Below are 17,385 nucleotides of genomic sequence, written 5' to 3'. Positions count from 1 at the left end.
CACCCCGGTGGCGGACATCGCCAGGGCGAGGCGGTCGGGATCGTCCGGCCAGGTCGCGATGGTGTGCAGGGCCAGGCCGCCGCCACCGGGATGCCACTGTGGTCGCGTCGGGTGCTCCCACAGGGCCCGGTTCAGGCTCCAGGACGCTCCGTCGTCGTGGCTCTCGAACAGGACACCCGGGTCGCCGCCGGCGTACAGCGTCCCGGGAGCCTCCCCCGGCACGATCACCCAGATCCGCTCGAGCGCGAGGTCTCCGCCCTCCGGGAGCGCCAGACCCGCCGCCTGCTGCCAGTCACCCCCCGGGTCGTCCGTGAAGAAGATCTTCGGGCCGTAGAACGGCGACGTGACCGCGGCGAACACCCGACCGCTGCGGCGATCGCGGACCGCGTACTCCACCGGCTCGCCCGCGAACGCCCGGGCCGTCACCGCGAACCCGGACCTCGGCGTCCCGTCGAGCACGAACAGGCCCTTCTTGGTTCCCACGAGCACTTCCGTCATCGGGTCCCTCCGGAGATCGCGGGGAGCACGTCGACCGTGTCGTCCTCGGCCAGCGCGGTGTCCTCCGTACCCCGCTCGCCGTTGACGAACACGGTGATGTGTCGCCGGATGTGTCCGCGTTCGTCGAGGATCCAGCCGCTCAGGGCATCCCGGTCGTCCTCGAGCCGTCGCAGCAGGTCGGCCACGGTTCGCCCAGCGACCTCGTGGTGCGCGAGGTCACCGGCCCGGCTCCTCAGCGCTCCGCGCAGGCGAACGGTCGGCATGCACCGACCTTAGACGAGATGCGACGACACGCGCAGGAGACCGGCCGCCACTCCAGCGGATGGCAGCGGGACCGCGGCGGCGGTGCCGGGACGCGGTTCCGTCCGCCCCTACGGTCGGTCCAACCGCAGGCCACCCACTCCTGCCGTCCGGTCCCTTCCCGGGGCCCCGACGTACACCGACCATCCGAGCATGGACATCGCGCGACTCGCGGACCCCGACCCCTCATCGCTCGCGGCCCGTGTGGCCCGGATCACTGCCGGACTGGCGGGCGGGTACGTCGTCCTGCAGGCGACCCTCTGGTACACCGGCCGCCCCCCGGTCTACACGGCAGTGGTCAAGGAGCAGTAGTCCCGGCGCCATCGCGCAGCGCGGCGGCGATCCGCGACCACAGCAGCAGGTCGGGGTGCTCGCCGGCCAGGGAGACGCGGTCGGCGAGCCCGCCCAGCCGACCGGCGATGTCGGCGGCGAGCGCAGCAGGGTCCTCCCCGCGCACCGCGAACAGCCCCAGGACGTCGTCGTCGATCAGGGCCGGCATCTCCGCCCAGCGCCCGTCGCGACTCCGTGCGTGCAGAGCCTCGAAGAGGGTCTCGAGACCGTGATGGTCCAGGACGTGCCGGTACCCCGGCGTCGAGCCGTAGAACGCGACACGTCGCCGCACCGCTTCCCATTCCTCGTCGTTGGTGGCGACGAAGATCCCGGCGGTGATCTCGATGTCGGACCGGGTCCGCCCCGCGGTCTCCAGTCCGCGCTGGACCGCCGGCAGCGTCACCTCGCGCAGGACGTCGACCGTCTGGAAGGCATGGCCGAGGAGCCCGTCCGCCACCTCGCCCACGACCTCCAGCATCCGTTCACGCACCGCCGCGAGCAGGATCGGGGGCGCACCGTGCGGCTGGGCCTGCGGGCGGAAGTTGGGCGGCATCAGCGTGTGCGTCCAGAACTCGCCCTCGAACCGCAACTCCTCGCCGGTCTCCCATGCGGCGAAGATCGCCTTCAGCGCGAGGGTGTGCTCCCGCATCCGCGCGGCGGGCCGCTCGAACGACGCCCCGTACCGCCGTTCGACGTGCGCACGCACCTGGGAGCCGAGCCCGAGCGCGAACCGGCCCTCGCTCAGCGTCTGGAGATCCCACGCCGTGTACGCGACGTCCATCGGCGTGCGGGGCAGCGCCAGCGCGATACCCGTGGCGATGCGCGCACGACTGGTGGCGGTGGCGGCGAGCGCGGCGGCGAGGAACGGATTGCCGGTGGACTCGGTGACGCCGACCGCGTCGAACCCGAGGTCCTCGGCCCTTCGGGCCGCCGTTGCCACCTCGGTGATCGGCAGGGCGCGCAAGGTCAGGTCGACGTCCATCGCTGGAGCATCGCCGATCGGCGCCGCGGACCTCTAGGCTGCGGTGGTGTCGCGGCGCGTCGTCCTCCTCACGGTCACGGCGGCGCAGGCCGTCTCGGTGGCGTCGGCGAGCGTCGTCGCCGTCGCCCTCCCCGACCTCGGCCGCGACCTGCAGGCGACGGCCGCGGAGCAGCAGTGGGTCGTCGACGCGTTCGTCATCGTGTTCGCGTCACTGCTCGTGGCCGGTGGCGTGCTCGGCGACCGACGCGGTCGCCGCACCACGTTCCTCGGCGGGCTGGCCCTGTTCGGGGCGGGGTCGCTGTGGTGCGCCGTGGCCCCGGACATCGCCACGCTGCTGGCCGGGCGCGTCGTGCAGGGCATCGGTCCCGCGCTGCTCCTGCCCGCGTCGCTGGCGATCGTGACGACCGTGTTCCCCGACCCGGGTGAGCGCGCGAAGGCCATCGGGGTGTGGGCCACCGGGTCCGGGCTGGGCCTCGCCACGGGCCCCACGGTGGGCGGGGTGCTGGTCGAGGTCCTCGGCTGGCGCGCGGTCTTCGCCGTGAACGTGCCGCTCGCCGCCCTGCTGATCCTCGCCGGCATCCGCTCGATCCCGCATTTGCGCCCGTTGCCCTCGCCGCACCGCTTCGACCTCGAGGGGGCGCTGCTGCTCACGGGCGGGGTCGCGGCACTGTGCTTCACGATCATCGAGGGGCGCGGCCTGGGCTGGACGTCCCCCGCGATCGTGGGGTCCGCGGCACTCACGAGCATCCTCTTCACCGGCTTCGTCCGCTGGGAGCGGTCCCGGCCGGACCCGCTCGTCGACCCGGGGCTCCTCCGGCTCCCGACGTTCGCGGCCGCGAACATCGCGGGAGCGGTCGTGTTCTTCGCCCTGATCGGCTCCACGGTGTACTTCTCGATCTTCTTCCAGCAGGTGCAGGGCCGCAGCGCGCTCGAGACCGGGTTCTGCATGCTGCCGCTGGGCGCCGCGGTCATGCTCTGCGCGCCCGTCGCGGGACGGCTGACGGGACGGACGGGCCCGCGCCCTCCGATGCTGGTGGGCCTCGTGATCGCGGCGGTCGCGACGTTGGCGATGGTGCGCCTGGACCCCGAGATCCCGTACGACGCGGTCTGGTGGAACGTCGCGCTCATCGGCGTCGGTATCGGCACCGCGCTCCCGCCGATGACCGTGACCGCGCTCGGCTCGATCGCTGCGGCTCGCACCGGCATGGCGTCCGCCGTGCACAACGCCAGCCGGCAGGTCGGGCAGACGCTCGGCGTCGCCGTCCTGGGGACGATCATCGCGGCCCACTCCGGTGACGCGGCCGACGGCGGACGACGGCTGGCGGGGGCCGCCGCCGAGGACTGGATGCGAGGCCTGCACGTCGCGCTGGTCGTGGCCGCGTCGCTGCTCGTGGCCGTCGCGTTCGTCGTGATGGCGCTGGTACCGCGAAGCGGCGGAGCGCCGCTGGTCGGCACGGCCGGCACGGGAGGAGATCAGCCGGCGGGTTGAGCGCGTTCGCGGGGACGGCGCCCGGGATCCGCGCGGGACCGCCGGCGGCGGATGCTCGACCGGTGCCGCAGACCACACGGCGTGCCGACGGCCGGGCGAACTAGGGTTGGCCTCGTGGCGCCGATCACCCGCACCTATCGCTTCGCGATGGCCGCATGCTCCCCCGCCGTCAGGAGCTGGGGGCGCCTGGAGGTCGTCGGCCAGGACCTCCTTCCCTCCGAGGGCCCGCTGCTCATCGCCGGGAACCACGACAGCTACTGGGACCCGGTCGCGATCGGCATCGCCGGCATGCCCCGTCGGCAGATCTGCGCGCTCGCCAAGCGATCGCTGTGGAAGCCCGGCCTCGGCCTGATCCTCGACGGCATGGGCCAGATCCCGATCGAGCGCGGCAAGGGCGACCTCGCGGCGATGGCGACGGCGATCGAACGCCTGCGCGACGGCGCGTGCATCGGCGTGTTCCCCGAGGGCACCCGCAGCCTGGGACGTGAGCTTCGTGCGCGCAGCGGCATCGGCCGGCTCGCCGCCGAGGTCCCCGAGGCCGAGATCGTGTGCGCGCGGGTCATGGGCACCGTGGACATCCCCCGGTTCCCCAGGTCGAGGCCGCGCGTCAGCGTGGAGTTCTTCAGGCCCGCCGGAGGGGGGCTGCGGTCGGATGAGAGCCCAGCGGAGTTCGCCGCTCGCCTCGTCGCCGAGATCCGCGAGGCCGCGCCTCGAGTGCGGGCGGGCCGCAGGCCACGGCCCGCGCAGGACGACTGATTCGCGATCTCACCGCCCGGCCCGGCTGCTGGGCACCGCGAGTGGCTACCAGTCGGGCGTGTAGCCGGTCCGCAGCTCCTTGCCGGTCCTGCGCCAGTCCGGCTCGCGGTCGAACTTCTTCTCGAGGTTGAGCTTGCGGAAGAAGCGGAAGACCGGCCCGTAGGTGAAGCGCTGGAAGTTGGCCGCCGTCGCCCCCCAGACGTCGGGGTCGTGGAACGGGACGTAGCGATCCGGGAAGCCCGGCATCGTGCACCCGATGCAGATGCCGCCGACGTTCGGGCACCCGCCGACGCCGCCCATCCACCCCCGCAACGGGACGTTGCACTTCACCACCGGTCCCTTGCACCCGAGCTGCACGAGACACCGCTGATCGTCCCCGTGCGTAGTAGCGAACTTGCCCTGCTCGGTGAAGCCCGCCCGGTTGCAGCCCTCGCGGGTCGTCCGACCGAACATCTCGACCGGGCGCAGCTGCTCGTCGAGCTCGGGAGCGGGGCCGCGACCGGCCACGTACCAGACGAGCTGCAGCAGGATCTGCGTGATGTTGTCCGGCTGGGAGGGACATCCCGGCAGGCAGACGATCGGCAGGCCGCCGCGCGTTCGGCGCTTCCATCCGAGGTAGTCGGGCACCCCCATCGCGCCGGTGGGGTTGCCGCGCATCGCCGGGATGCCGCCGTAGGTCGCGCACGTCCCGACCGCCAGGATCGCGGACGCCTTGGGGGCGAGGCGATCGATCCACTCGTTGACCGTGATCGGCTGGCCGTCGAACGGGTTGACGCCGAACCCGCTCCAGTAGCCGTCGCCGTTGATCTCCTCGTTGCCGACGGCGCCCTCCACGACCAGGATGTACGGGAATGCCAGGCCGTTCTCGGCGTCGAGGAAGTGCTGGATGAAGTCCTCGCCGCTCTCGACCGCGAGCATGTGGTTGTGGAACGCGACCGTCGGGAGTCCGGGGATCGAGCCCAGCAGGATGTCCTCGATGCTGGGGTTCGTGGCGCCGGTCATCGCGACGGACTCCCCGTCGCAGCCCAGGCCACCCGTCACCCAGAGGACGTGGACCGTCATCTCCTCGTCGCGACCGTGGTGCGCTGTCGTCTCAGCCGTGCTCATGCCCAGTCCTCCCGAGGTCGTCGACCGCCACGCCCGCACGATCGTACGCCGGTTCCGGGTGTCCGATGAAGAAGCCCTGCGCGTGGCTGACGCCGTAGCGCGTGACCATGTCCAGGGTCTGCTGGTCGCCGACGAACTCGGCGGTGGTCCGGAGCCCGAGGTTGCGCCCGATCTCCGCGACGTTGCGCACGATCACCTGGTCGGTGGTGCTGTGCGGCAGGTCCTTGATGTAGTCGCCGTCGATCTTCAGCCAGTCCAGTGGCAGATGCTTGAGGTGGAAGAAGGAGGCGAAGCCCGACCCGAAGTCGTCGAGGGCGAAGGTGCAGCCGAGCTCGCGCAGCGGGGCCGCGAACTCGCGCGCGGCCTCCATGTTGGCGATGGCCGCGGTCTCCGTGACCTCGAAGACGAGGAGCCGCGGGTCGATCCCCGACGTCTCGACGCGCCGGGCGAGGATCCTGGGGAGCCCGGGATCGGCGAGGGTCCGTGCCGAGAGGTTGACCGCGTAGGACATCGGCACGCCCGGAGCGCCGACGCGTGACTGCTCGACGATCAGCTCCAGGGCGCGCTCGACCATGAAGCGGTCGATCTGCACGATCATGCCCGTCCGCTCGGCGGTCGGGAGGAAGTTGCTCGGCGCGATCGGCTGGCCGGCCTCGTTCAGCACGCGCACGAGCAGCTCGTACTGCGTCACGTAGCCCAGCATCGTGTCGAGGATGGGCTGGCGGTAGGGCACGAGCGCGTCGGCGTCGAGGATCTCGCGCAGGCGTTGGGTCCAGGAGGCACGCACCTGCCGCTTGACGACCTCCCCGTGCCCCGGGCGATGGACGATCACCCGGTCGCGTCCCTGATCCTTGGCCGCGTACAGGGACACGTCCGCGGCGAGCATGACGTCCTCCGGGAGCGCGCCTTCGCCGAACCCGGCGATCCCCGCGCTGCAGCTCACGCCGACGCGCTTGCTCCCGACCACCATGACTCCCTCGCGGATCGTCTGCAGCAGCTCCTCCGTGAGCGCGGTCGCCTGGACGATGTCGGTGTGCGGGAGGATCACGGCGAACTCGTCGCCACCGAGCCGGGCGATGATGTCGGTGTTGCGCAGGCGGGCCCGCAGCAGCGTCGCGACCCGGCGCAGCAGCTCGTCCCCGCACGGGTGGCCCAGGGTGTCGTTGATGTCCTTGAGGCTGTCGATGTCGAGCAGCAGCAGCGCGCCCTCGGTCCCGTAGCGCGACCCGATCGCGACCTCGCGCTCGAAGTTCTGCTCGAAGCAACGGCGGTTCAGCAGGCCGGTCAGCACGTCGTGCTCGGCGAGGTGGCGGAGCTGGGCCTCCGCGTCCTTGCGCTCGGTGACGTCACGGATCGCGCTCATGACCAGCGTGCCCTCGTCGGTCTCCATGGGGCTGAGGCTGACCTCGACGGGGAACTCGGTGCCGTCCTTGCGACGGCCGCGCAGCTCGAGGTCGTGCCCCATCGCCCGCCGCGTGGCGTTCTTCATGTAGCCCTTGTGGTGCTGGCGGTGGCGCGCTCGGGAGTCCTCGGGCACGAGGTCGTGGACGCTCTGGCCGATGAGCTCCTCGCGGCGGTAGCCGAACAGCTTCTCGGTCTGCGCGTTGACCAGGGCGATGTGCCCGCGGGAGTCCACGAGGACCATCGCGTCGGGGGCGCTCTCCAGGAGCGCCCGGAACTTCCGCTCGGAGCCGGACAGCAGCCGGTCGCGACGCATGATGTACATCGCAGCCCGGTAGTAGGCGTGACTGACGGTGTAGACCACCCAACGCAGGATCTCCCCGAGGGTTGCCATCCGCCGAACGATGTCACCCGGAGCGGGGGCCGACCACCGATCATTCGTCCTGTGCGGAGCCCCAGAAGTGGCGACTACGTGACACACATCACATAGTCCGTTGCTTCAGGCAACTCACAGGCGTACGCTGCGGGCATGCCCGTTCTCGTTCCCCTCCCCAGCGGCGAGCGCATCATGGTCCGGCCCCTCGGCGCGGCGGACCGCGACGCGTACGTCGCCGCCCTGGACGGCCTCTCGGCCCACAGCCGCTACCTGCGGTTCGCGGCGCCGAAGCCGCGCTTCACCCGTCGGGAGATCGACTACCTGACCGACGTCGACGGCGTGAACCACGTCGCGCTGGTCGCGATGGGCGCGCCCGGCTGCCAAGGCATCGCCGTCGCGCGCTACGTGCGCACGGACGACGGTGCGGCCGAGGTCGCCGTCGCGGTGGTCGACGCTTGGCAGGGCCGCGGTGTCGGCGGAACCCTGACCACCCTGCTGCTCGACCACGCGCGCGAGGCCGGCGTGCACGCCCTCGACGCCCACGTCCTCACCGAGAACCACGCGTCGCTCGCGCTGCTGCATCGCTTCGGCTTCCGTCCCACGGGCTCCGACGGGCTGCAGCGCAGCTACCGCCTCCGGCTCGACGCCGCGCACGACGGCCTCGGCGTCGTCGCCGCGTAGCCGGAACCGACGGCGAAACGGCGAGGGCCCCGCGATCGCGGGGCCCTCGGGTACGACCGGAACGCGCGACCGCCTCAGGCGGTGGCGGCCACCTGCTCGTCGGCGTAGATCTCGCCGCTCTCGGCCTTCGCCACCAGCGAGGCCGGCGGCTGGAAGCGGTCGCCGTACTGCGCGGCGAGCTCACGCGAGCGCGCGACGAAGCCGGCGACCCCGCCGTCGTAGCCGTTGATGTACTGGAGCACGCCGCCCGTCCAGGCGGGGAAGCCGATACCCATGATCGAGCCGATGTTGGCGTCGGACACGGTCTCGAGCACACCCTCGTCGAGGCACTTGACGGTCTCCAGGGCCTCCGCGAAGAGCATCCGCTCCTCGAGGTCCTTCAGCGAGATCGTCATCGGGTCGACGGTGACCGGGAACAGCTCGGTCAGGCCCTTCCACAGGCCGGTGCGCTTGCCGTCCTCGCCGTACTCGTAGAACCCGGCGCCCCGGACGCGAGCCGGACGGCCCGCCTCGATCATCTTGTCGATGACGTCGAACGCCGGGTGGCTCACGGGCTCCTTGCCCTCGGCGACCAGCGCGTCGTTGCCCGCCTTGCGGATGCGCACCATGAGCTCCATGTTGAGCTCGTCGGTGAGCTGCAGGACCGGCGCGGGGTAGCCCGCCTGCGAGGACGCCTGCTCGATCGACTGGGCGGGAATGCCCTCGGCGACCATCGCGATGCCCTCGTTGATGAACGTGCCGATGACGCGCGAGGTGAAGAACCCACGTGAGTCGTTGACGACGATCGGGGTCTTCTTGATCTGCTTGGACACGTCCAGCGCCCGGTACAGCGTCTCGTCGCTGGTCCGCTCGCCCTTGATGATCTCCAGCAGCGGCATCTTGTCCACCGGGCTGAAGAAGTGCAGGCCGATGAAGTCCTCGGGGCGCGAGACGTACTCGGCCAGCGAGGTGATCGGCAGCGTGGACGTGTTGGAGCCCAGCAGCGCGTCGGGCTTCAGGAACGGCTCGATCTCCGCGAAGACCTTCTCCTTGACGGACGGGTCCTCGAAGACCGCCTCGATGACGAGGTCGGCGTCCTGCGCCAGCGACGGATCGTCGGTCGGGGTGATCCGCGCGAGCAGGGCGTCGCCCTTCTCCTGCGTGGTCTTGCCCTTCTCGATGCCCTTGGCGACGAGCTTCTCGCTGTAGCCCTTGCCCTTGTCGGCCGCCTCCTGCGAGACGTCCTTGAGCACGACCTCGATGCCGCTCTTGGCGCACACGTAGGCGATCGCGGCGCCCATCATGCCGGCGCCGAGGACGACGACCTTCTTGGACGCGAACGTCTCGATGTCGTCCGGGCGGCCGCGCTTGCCGTTGACCGCGTTCATGTCGAAGAAGAACGCCTGGATCATGTTCTTCGCGACCTGACCGGTGGCCAGCGACGTGAAGTAGCGACCCTCGATCGCCAGCGCGTTGTCGACGTCGACCTGCGCGCCCTCGACCGCCGCGGCCATGATCGCCTTCGGGGCCGGGTAGTTCGCGCCCTTGAGCTGCTTGCGCAGGTTGGCCGGGAACGCCGGCAGGTTCTGCGCCAGGGCCGGGGTGCTCGGCTTGCCACCCGGGATCTTGTAGCCCTTGACGTCGAACGGCTGCTGGGACTCGGGGTTGGCCTCGATGAACGCCTTCGCGGCCGGGATCAGGGCCTCCGGCGAGTCGACGAGCTCGCTGATCAGGCCCATCTCGAGCGCCTTGTCCGGGCGCACGCGCTGGCCCTGCAGCAGCAGGCCCATCAGCGCGTTCACGATCCCGAGCATGCGGACCGACCGCACGACGCCACCGGCGCCGGGCAGCAGCCCGAGCTGGACCTCGGGGAAGCCGAGCTGGATCTTCGGGTCGTTCACGACGACACGGTGGTGGGCGATCAGGCAGATCTCCAGACCGCCGCCCAGGGCCGCACCGTTGACGGCCGCGACCACGGGCTTGCCGAGCGTCTCGAGGCGGCGCATGTCGGCCTTGAGATCCTCGACACCCGCGGAGAACTCCGCGGCGTCGCCGGGTCCGACCCGCTTGAGGTCGTTGAGGTCGCCGCCGGCGAAGAAGGTCTTCTTCGCCGAGGTGATGATGACGCCCTTGACGCCGTCCTTCTCGGACTCGAGCCGGTTCACGACCTCCTTGAAGGAGGCCATGAAGTCGGCGTTCATCGTGTTCGCGGACTGGTTGGGGTCGTCGAGGACGAGGTTGACGATGCCGTCGGCGTCCTGCTCGTAGCGAATCGTGCTCATGACTAGAGGGCCTCCACGACCGTCGCGATGCCCATGCCGCCACCCACGCAGAGGGTGCAGAGGCCGTACTTGCCGCCGGTGCGGTGCAGCTCGTCGATGATCGTGTTGAGGATCATCGCGCCGGTCGCGCCGAGCGGGTGCCCCATGGCGATCGCGCCGCCGTTGACGTTGACCTTGTCCATGTCGACGTCGAGGTCCTTCACCAGGCGCAGGGCCACGGCCGCGAACGCCTCGTTGATCTCGATGAGGTCCATGTCCTCGGCCTTCAGGCCCGCCTTGGCGAGGGCCTTCTTGCTGGCCGGGCCGGGGCCCGTCAGCATGATCGTCGGGTCCGCGCCGGAGAGGGCGGTCGACACGATGCGGGCCTTCGGCGTCATCCCGTTGCGCTCACCGGCCTTCTCCGAGCCGATCGTGACGAGCGCGGCGCCGTCCACGATGCCCGACGAGTTGCCGGCGTGGTGGACGTGGTTGATCTTCTCGATCCAGTGGTACTTCTGGAGCGCGACGGCGTCGAAGCCGCCCATCTCCCCCATCATCGCGAACGACGGCTTCAGGCCCGAGAGCGACTCGACCGTGGTGCCGGGGCGGATGAACTCGTCCTTGTCCAGGACGACCTGGTCGTTGAGGTCCCGCACCGGGATGACGGAGTTGTCGAAGTAGCCGTTGGCCTGGGCGTTGGCGGCGCGCTCCTGGGAGCGGGCGGCGAACGCGTCGACGTCCTCGCGGGTCCAGCCCTCGACCGTGGCGATCAGGTCGGCGCCGATGCCCTGCGGGACGAAGCCGGTGTCGAAGTTCGTCTCGGGATCCATGGCCCAGGCGCCGCCGTCGGAACCCATCGGGACGCGGGACATCGACTCGACGCCGCCGGCGAAGACGAGGTCCTCCCAGCCGGAGGCGACCTTCTGCGCCGCGGCGTTCACGGCCTCGAGGCCGGAGGCGCAGAAGCGGTTGAGCTGCACGCCGGCGACGGTGTCCGGCAGGCCGGCCTTGATGGCGGCGGTCTTGGCGATGTCGCCACCCTGGTCGCCGATCGGGGAGACGCAGCCCAGGACCACGTCCTCGACCTCGTTCGGATCGAGCTGGTCGTTGCGGGACAGGGTCTCGTGGATCAGGCCGACCACGAGGTCGACGGGCTTCACGTTGTGCAGGGACCCGTTGAACTTGCCCTTGCCACGCGGCGTGCGGATGGCGTCGTAGACGAACGCTTCGGTGCTGCTCATGGGGGTGTGAACTCCTCGAGGTAGCTCTCTGACACGGACAGGTAGGGACCCGACGTCCGTAGAACCGCCGACGACATCGGAATCGGCGGCGACGGGATCGTAGCGCGTTGTTGGCAGAGTGCCAGTACCAGCCCGCCGACGGACCTCAAGTCGTCGGCGGGAACGGCCGACAACAGGGGGGAACGCCGCGCCGGCCCGTTCCCCCGCTCCCCGAGCCGAGTTGGCGTGTCGACCATGGCTCACTTCGACGATCTCCGCTTCTACCAGCAGCTGTTCGACGCCTCCGCGGACGCCGTGGTCGTGGTCGACGACCACGGCGTCATCCGGCTGCAGAACCACCAGGTCAGCGCGCTCTTCGGCTGGCAGCCCGGGGATCTCGTCGGCCGCCCGGTCGAGATCCTCGTCCCGGCGGGCCTCAAGCGCCGGCACGCCGACCTGCGAGCCGAGTACGAGCGGCACCCGACCGGTCGGGCCATGGAGTCCGGGGCCCACCTGCACGCCGTCCGCGCGGACGGGAGCGAGTTCCCGGTCGACGTGAGCCTCACCCCGATCGAGACGGACGGCCACGTGATGGTCGCGGCGGCCGTCCGCGACGCCACGGCACGCACCGCCGCCGAGGCGCGCATCGTCGAGAGCGAGCAGCAACTGCGCACGAGCCTCGACAGCATGCTGGACGGGTTCGTGATCGCCCGCGCCGTCCGTGACGGCACCGCGATCGTGGACTTCGAGTGGGCCTACGTCAACGACGTGGGCGTCGAGGCGTTCGGCATCGACCGGGACGCCATGCTCGGCACCCGCATGCTCGAGGTCATCCCCATGACCCGGTCCAGGGGGTTCCCCGAGTGCCGGGACGTCGTCGAGACGGGGGTCCCGTGGTCCGCCACGGAGATGGCCTACGACGACGACGGGTTGAGCGGGGCCTACGACATCCGCGTGTGGAGGCTGGGCGACGGGTTCGCGGCGACCTGGCGCAACGTCACCGACCGCGCCCGCGCCGAGCAGGAGCTCAGGGTCAGCGAGGAGCGCTTCCGCGCGTCGGTGGACCACCTGCACGACGCGCTCGCGGTGTTCAGCAGCATCCGCGACGAGCACGGCGGCATCACGGACTTCCGCTGGGAGTACGCGAACCTCACCGCCGCATCGATGGCGGGCCGCACCCAGGCCGACATCGAAGGCCGCACGCTGCTCGACGTCCTCCCCGAGCACGGACCCAGCGGCCTGATCGACGCGTACCGCCGGGTCGTCGAGACGGGCGAGCCCTGGGTGCAGCCCACGCTCTGGTACGAGGCGGACTGGGCCGACGGGACCCACGCGCGACGCGCGTTCGACGTGCGGGTCACCAAGGTGCACGACGGGATCGTCGTCGTCACGCGCGAGGTCACGGCGGAGCGCGAGCACGAGCAGCGGCTCGAGCGTCAGCGAACCGAGCTCGAGCGCACGAACGCCGAGATCCTCGAGCTGAACGAGCTCGGCGACCTGCTCGCGAGCTGCGTCGCGGTGGACGAGGCCTACGCGGTCACGGCGCGGGCCGCCGGACACCTCCTGCCCCGCACCCACGGACTGATCTCCACGCTCCCCCACGAGGGAGGGTCGCTGGAGGTGGCGGCGATCTGGGGCTCGGCCACCCCCGTCCCCCCGCCGTTCGCCGCGACCGACTGCTGGGCCCTGCGCCGCGGACAGCCCCACGTCTCCGGATCGCAAGCGCCGCGCTGCCCCCACCTGCTCGACTCACCGGTCAGCCGCTGCCTCTGCGTACCCATGATCGGCCAGGGCGAGACGATCGGCGTCCTGCACGTGCTGTCCGACGAGCAGGTGCCGGACGCCGAGCCGGCCCAGGCCTACGCGGACCGGGTCGCCCCGCTGGCCACGACGATCGCCCGCCAGGTCGCGCTCGCCGCGCGCAACCTGCAGCTCCGCGACCGGCTGCGGGACCTGTCGATCCGCGACCCGCTGACCGGTCTGTTCAACCGGCGGTACATGGAGGAGACGCTGCACCGCGAGATCGCCCGGGCCGGACGCACCCACGGCCACCTGGCCGTGCTCCAGGCCGACCTCGACCACTTCAAGGAGTGCAACGACGCGCACGGCCACGCGGCCGGCGACGCGGTCCTCCACGCGGTCGCCGTCGAGCTGCAGAGCACCTTCCGGGCCTCCGACGTGATCTGCCGGTTCGGCGGCGAGGAGTTCACGGTCATCCTGCCCGACTGCGACACGGAATCGGCCCTCATCCAGGCCGAGGCGCTGCGGCGCCGCGTCGGCGCGCTGGTCGTCCGGCACGAGCGCGTCGCGATAGGAGGTCAGACGATCTCCATCGGGGTCGCCTCGTATCCCGCGCATGCGACGAACGCCGGGGATCTCGTCAACGCCGCCGACGCGGCGCTCTACGTCGCCAAGGATGAGGGCCGCGACCGGGTCGTCCTCGCGAACGACCGGGCGCGCGAGGGCCGGCGCAGCCGCACGGCCTGAGCACGCGAGGACCCACCGCCCGCGCGACCTTGGCGGGAACACTCGGCCTGGTGCGGGAGTGCCCGCCAAGTTCGGCCGCGCCGCGAGGGCTAGGAGGCCAGCGACGCCTCCAGCGTGATCTCGGGCACGGCGGCCAGCGCCTTGCTCACCGGGCAGCCGACCTTCGCCGCCTCGGCGTGCTCGACGAACGTCGCCTCGTCGAGCCCGGGCACCCGCCCGACGGTGCTCAGCGCGATCCGCGTGATGGCCGGGCCGTCGTCGAGGATCTTGAGCGTGACCTTCGCGGTCGTCTCGACGCTCTCCGGGGTGTGCCCGGCCTCGGCGAGCAGGTTCGAGAGCGCCATGGAGAAGCACGCGGCGTGGGCGGCGCCGATGAGCTGCTCGGGGTTGGCGCCGTCACCGTCCTCGAAGCGCGACGTGAACGAGTAGCTGCCCCCGATCGAGTCACCGGCCTTGAACGTCCCGCTGCCTCCCTTGAGGTCACCCTGCCACTGCGCTGTTCCGACCGACGGCATCTCGTCTCCTCTGCGTTGGATGTCTGCTGTCAGCGTGCCCGCCCAGGCCACGCCGCATGCATCCTCTCCTACGCGGCCGCCGCGACCGCGGATCGGCGCGGGTCAGAGCCCGGCCGGGTGGCGGACGGTGTAGCCACCGTGATCGCGGGTGTCGCGCGTCCAGCGCGACCCGGTCTGCTTGTAGGCGGTGGTGTCGAACCGCACGCCCGCGACGACCATGTACGTGTGCCCGGCGTTGGCGTAGATCGTGACCCAGCGGCCGCGGCCCGGCTTGCCGTACGAGGCGAGGTCGCCCGAGGTCACGAAGCGGTCCAGGACGCCCGCGGCGTGCAGCGCGTACCCCACCGAGCCGGAGCAGTCGTACCCGGAGGCCTTCCACGACCCGTGGCCCCCACCCCAGACGTAGGGACGATGCGCGATGCGGTTGGTCGCCTGCAGCAGACGCCGCACGCGTCGCGGCGCCCCATCGGGGACCACGACCCGTCCGGCCTCGGTGAGCCGCAGCCGGCGGGTCGGGCCGGCCTGCTCGCGACGGGCGCGGGCGCGCCGCGCGTCCTCGCGCAGCTCGTCCACGAGGGCGTCGACCGTGCCGGCGGACAGCGCGGACGCCGGGGGCGAATCCTGCGGGAGCGGGGTGAGCCCGTGCGGCACGGCGCCCAGGAGCGGCTGCGGTCCGGTTGGCAGCGGGGCCTGGGCCCCGGCGAGGCCAGGGCTCGAGATGGTCAGCGCGGCGGTCGCGCCCACGGTCGTGAGCGTGCGCACGGCAATGCGGTTGGTCGGCACGGCGAGTTCTCCTTCGGTGCCTACGGGGTGAGCTGACGGGCTCGCGCTGAAGGTGCGCTACGCCGCGCTGTGACGGCGATTCGCCCCGTGGTCCTCCGGCGCGGTCAAGGGCGCTCGGTGGTCCGGATGGGTCCCCCGTTCCCCGGCACGAGGAGCGCAGGGGATTCGGCTGGTCGGTGTGTCTGTACAAGCAGCTAGGCCGCCGCGCGGCGAGCGTTACGCCCTGCAACGTGACGCCCGTCACAGGCGCGCCGGCGGTGGACGGGACTCACCCGTCGCGCAGCACGTCCAGCAGCCGATCCACCAACGGGACCTGCCCCGACACGAGCTTCGCGCGGGCGCCGTCCGGGTCCACCCAGGCCACCCGGTCGATCTCGGGGAACTCCTGCTGACGGCCCGACCGCGGCGGCCACTCCATCGTGAACGTGCCCGGGGTCAGCGCGCCGGGATCCAGGTCGGCCTCGACCGCCCACGCGACGACCGTCTTGCCGCCGGACTGCCGCACCTCACCGAGCGGTCGCGGCGCTCCCGCCGGGACGGCGAAGCCCGTCTCCTCGCAGAACTCCCGGCGAGCCGCGTCCAGGGGGTCCTCGACCGTGGGGTCGTACTCGCCCTTGACGATCGACCATGCCCGCTCGTCCTTGCGTGCCCAGAACGGCCCGCCCATGTGCGCGATGAGCACCTCGACCTGACCGTCCGGCGCGACCCGGTAGGGCAGCAGTCCCGCACTCGTGCGTGGGCGCCGCACGGCTCCGCTCATCCTCGGAGCCTACGCGCGTAGAGCCTGCCCCACCCGTTCGAGCGCCTCGGGCGCCAGCCGTTCCTCGATGAGCGGGAACAGCTCGCGCTCCTCGAAGCGGACGTGGTCGTTCAGGCGCTCTCCGAGCGACCTCGCGGCGGTCACGTCGGGCGTGCCGGCCAGGACCGCGGCGGCGAGCCCCCGGATCTCGTGGTGCTCGGCGGTCATCTGCCGCACGCGCTCCGCCAGCGGGGGGTCGTCGGACCCCACCGCCCCGAGGACGTCGTCCTCCCGGGCGAAGTGCGCTTCCCCGACGTCATCCCAGAACGCGGCGAACCGGGCGACGGCATCCTCGACATCCGTCGCCTCCGCGCGCCGAAGCCGCAGCGCAGCCTCGAGCGCGACGTGGTGCTCGTGGGAGAGCGGGACGAGCTGCGGGCTGCGTCTCATGCCGGTATCGCCTCGCGATCGGGGGTCGGTGTCGAGACGCGGTGGACGGCGGTCAGGACGACCAGGCACGCCGCCGCGACGATCGCCATCAGGATGAATCCCAGCGCGTATCCGCCGGTCGTCTCGAAGACGACGGCCATGACCAGCGGCGGGAAGAAGCCGCCCAGGCCACCGGCGGCACCCACGACGCCCGTCACGGACCCGACCCGGTCGGGGAACCAGTGCGGGACGAGCTTGAACACGGCCCCGGTGCCGACCCCGAGCAGGAGCGCGAGGCTGAGGCACGCGATGGTCAGCGGCACCATGTACTCGTACGTGGCGGCGAGCAGCAGCGCCATCGCCCCGGTCCCCGCGAACGAGGCCCGCAGGACGCGTTCGGCGCCGAAGCGGTCGGCGAGCCATCCGCCGAGAGGCCGGCCGATGACCGCCAGCAGGGCGAACCCCGCCGCCCGCGCCCCGGCGTCGGCCTTCGTCAGCTCGTGCACGGAGGTCAGGAGCTTCGGCAGGTACAGGAACATCGCGACGAACCCGCCGAAGGACAGGAAGTAGAAGAGGGTCAGCGCGCGGGCACGCCCGCTCTCCCGCAGCAGCAGCAGCGGCACGAAGAAGGCGTGCCGGAGCCCGCCCGACGCGGGCGGAGCGGTGCGGGGTGCGTCCCGCGCCACCACCACGAAGACGACCGTCATCGCGGCGACGAGGCCGGCGGCGATCCAGAACGGGGCCTCCAGGCCCCACTCGTCGGCGATGGTGGGCGCCGTCAGCCCGCCGACCACCGTGCCCCCCATGCCCACGCCGTAGACGCCGAGCGCGAAGCCCTGACGCTCGGGCGGGAACCATGCGGACACGAACGGCACGCCGACCGCGAACGACGCCCCCGCGAATCCGAGCATGAAGCCGAACGCCAGCACCGCGCCGAAGGACTCGTGGCCGAGCGCCAACGCGATCAGCGGCAGCGGCAGGTAGGCGAGCAGCACGGTGAACACGCGCCGGCCGCCGTAGCGGTCGGTCATCGCCCCGAGCGGGACGCGCAT

General features: G+C 71.7%; 16 protein-coding genes, 1 pseudogene and 1 riboswitch. Of the genes and pseudogenes, 5 read left to right on the top strand and 12 right to left on the bottom strand.

The window, feature by feature from the left end:
- A pseudogene (locus ABYE80_RS06615) lies at positions 1 to 498 on the bottom strand (exo-alpha-sialidase); the annotation flags it as partial.
- Positions 495 to 761 (bottom strand): MoaD/ThiS family protein, encoded by a 267-nt coding sequence (locus ABYE80_RS06610; RefSeq protein ID WP_372789475.1) that lies wholly within the window; start codon positions 759 to 761, stop codon positions 495 to 497. The pseudogene ABYE80_RS06615 and the gene ABYE80_RS06610, both read right to left, overlap by 4 nt.
- 190 nt (positions 762 to 951) lie before the next feature.
- On the opposite strand from ABYE80_RS06610, the gene ABYE80_RS06605 reads away from it, so the two are divergent.
- Positions 952 to 1,110 (top strand): hypothetical protein, encoded by a 159-nt coding sequence (locus ABYE80_RS06605; protein WP_372789474.1) that lies wholly within the window; start codon positions 952 to 954, stop codon positions 1,108 to 1,110.
- Here the strand turns inward: ABYE80_RS06605 and ABYE80_RS06600 are convergent.
- Positions 1,097 to 2,110 carry a TIGR03617 family F420-dependent LLM class oxidoreductase gene (locus tag ABYE80_RS06600; protein WP_372789473.1) on the bottom strand — a complete coding sequence of 338 codons (1,014 nt, stop codon included), beginning with the start codon at positions 2,108 to 2,110 and terminating at the stop codon, positions 1,097 to 1,099. The genes ABYE80_RS06605 and ABYE80_RS06600 overlap by 14 nt on opposite strands.
- Positions 2,111 to 2,156: 46 nt before the next feature.
- On the opposite strand from ABYE80_RS06600, the gene ABYE80_RS06595 reads away from it, so the two are divergent.
- Positions 2,157 to 3,599: an MFS transporter gene (locus ABYE80_RS06595; RefSeq protein WP_372789472.1), complete on the top strand. Its 1,443-nt coding sequence runs from the start codon at positions 2,157 to 2,159 to the stop codon at positions 3,597 to 3,599.
- Between the two features lie 114 nt (positions 3,600 to 3,713).
- The gene (locus ABYE80_RS06590; protein WP_372789471.1) at positions 3,714 to 4,355 is read left to right on the top strand and encodes a lysophospholipid acyltransferase family protein; all 642 of its coding nucleotides are present in this window, start codon (positions 3,714 to 3,716) and stop codon (positions 4,353 to 4,355) included.
- A gap of 45 nt (positions 4,356 to 4,400) precedes the next feature.
- Here ABYE80_RS06590 and ABYE80_RS06585 read toward each other — a convergent pair whose 3' ends face one another.
- Positions 4,401 to 5,462, bottom strand: a complete 1,062-nt coding sequence (locus tag ABYE80_RS06585; protein WP_372789470.1) for a hydrogenase expression protein HypE — start codon at positions 5,460 to 5,462, stop codon at positions 4,401 to 4,403.
- Positions 5,449 to 7,257 carry a putative bifunctional diguanylate cyclase/phosphodiesterase gene (locus ABYE80_RS06580; RefSeq protein ID WP_372789469.1) on the bottom strand — a complete coding sequence of 603 codons (1,809 nt, stop codon included), beginning with the start codon at positions 7,255 to 7,257 and terminating at the stop codon, positions 5,449 to 5,451. Before ABYE80_RS06580 ends, ABYE80_RS06585 begins: the two co-directional genes overlap by 14 nt.
- A 135-nt stretch (positions 7,258 to 7,392) precedes the next feature.
- On the opposite strand from ABYE80_RS06580, the gene ABYE80_RS06575 reads away from it, so the two are divergent.
- Positions 7,393 to 7,920 (top strand): N-acetyltransferase family protein, encoded by a 528-nt coding sequence (locus ABYE80_RS06575; protein WP_372789468.1) that lies wholly within the window; start codon positions 7,393 to 7,395, stop codon positions 7,918 to 7,920.
- 74 nt (positions 7,921 to 7,994) lie between these two features.
- Here the strand turns inward: ABYE80_RS06575 and ABYE80_RS06570 are convergent, their stop codons facing one another.
- A complete protein-coding gene (locus ABYE80_RS06570; protein ID WP_372789467.1) occupies positions 7,995 to 10,181 on the bottom strand; it encodes a 3-hydroxyacyl-CoA dehydrogenase NAD-binding domain-containing protein in 2,187 nt (728 codons plus the stop codon).
- A 2-nt stretch (positions 10,182 to 10,183) separates the two neighbouring features.
- Positions 10,184 to 11,401, bottom strand: a complete 1,218-nt coding sequence (locus ABYE80_RS06565) for an acetyl-CoA C-acetyltransferase (protein ID WP_372789466.1) — start codon at positions 11,399 to 11,401, stop codon at positions 10,184 to 10,186.
- 234 nt (positions 11,402 to 11,635) lie between these two features.
- On the opposite strand from ABYE80_RS06565, the gene ABYE80_RS06560 reads away from it, so the two are divergent.
- Entirely contained in the window at positions 11,636 to 13,867 is a 2,232-nt protein-coding gene (locus ABYE80_RS06560; RefSeq protein WP_372789465.1) for a diguanylate cyclase, read from the top strand.
- Positions 13,868 to 13,956: 89 nt separating this feature from the next.
- Here ABYE80_RS06560 and ABYE80_RS06555 read toward each other — a convergent pair whose 3' ends face one another.
- From ABYE80_RS06555 to ABYE80_RS06535, 5 genes are all read right to left on the bottom strand, one after another.
- Positions 13,957 to 14,382, bottom strand: a complete 426-nt coding sequence (locus tag ABYE80_RS06555) for an OsmC family protein (protein WP_372789464.1) — start codon at positions 14,380 to 14,382, stop codon at positions 13,957 to 13,959.
- Between the two features lie 102 nt (positions 14,383 to 14,484).
- Positions 14,485 to 15,165, bottom strand: a complete 681-nt coding sequence (locus ABYE80_RS06550) for a hypothetical protein (protein ID WP_372789463.1) — start codon at positions 15,163 to 15,165, stop codon at positions 14,485 to 14,487.
- 3 nt (positions 15,166 to 15,168) lie between these two features.
- Positions 15,169 to 15,345, bottom strand: a riboswitch (cyclic di-AMP (ydaO/yuaA leader).
- An 88-nt stretch (positions 15,346 to 15,433) separates the two neighbouring features.
- Positions 15,434 to 15,925: an NUDIX domain-containing protein gene (locus ABYE80_RS06545; RefSeq protein ID WP_372789462.1), complete on the bottom strand. Its 492-nt coding sequence runs from the start codon at positions 15,923 to 15,925 to the stop codon at positions 15,434 to 15,436.
- Between the two features lie 9 nt (positions 15,926 to 15,934).
- The gene (locus ABYE80_RS06540; protein WP_372789461.1) at positions 15,935 to 16,354 is read right to left on the bottom strand and encodes a hemerythrin domain-containing protein; all 420 of its coding nucleotides are present in this window, start codon (positions 16,352 to 16,354) and stop codon (positions 15,935 to 15,937) included.
- The coding region (locus ABYE80_RS06535) for a nitrate/nitrite transporter (protein ID WP_372789460.1) at positions 16,351 to 17,385 on the bottom strand (1,035 nt) is incomplete at its 5' end. The genes ABYE80_RS06540 and ABYE80_RS06535, both read right to left, overlap by 4 nt.

The organism is Paraconexibacter sp., assembly GCF_041602235.1.
In the GTDB taxonomy this organism is placed as follows: domain Bacteria; phylum Actinomycetota; class Thermoleophilia; order Solirubrobacterales; family Solirubrobacteraceae; genus Paraconexibacter.
This window is presented reverse-complemented; position numbering and strand designations above follow the sequence as displayed.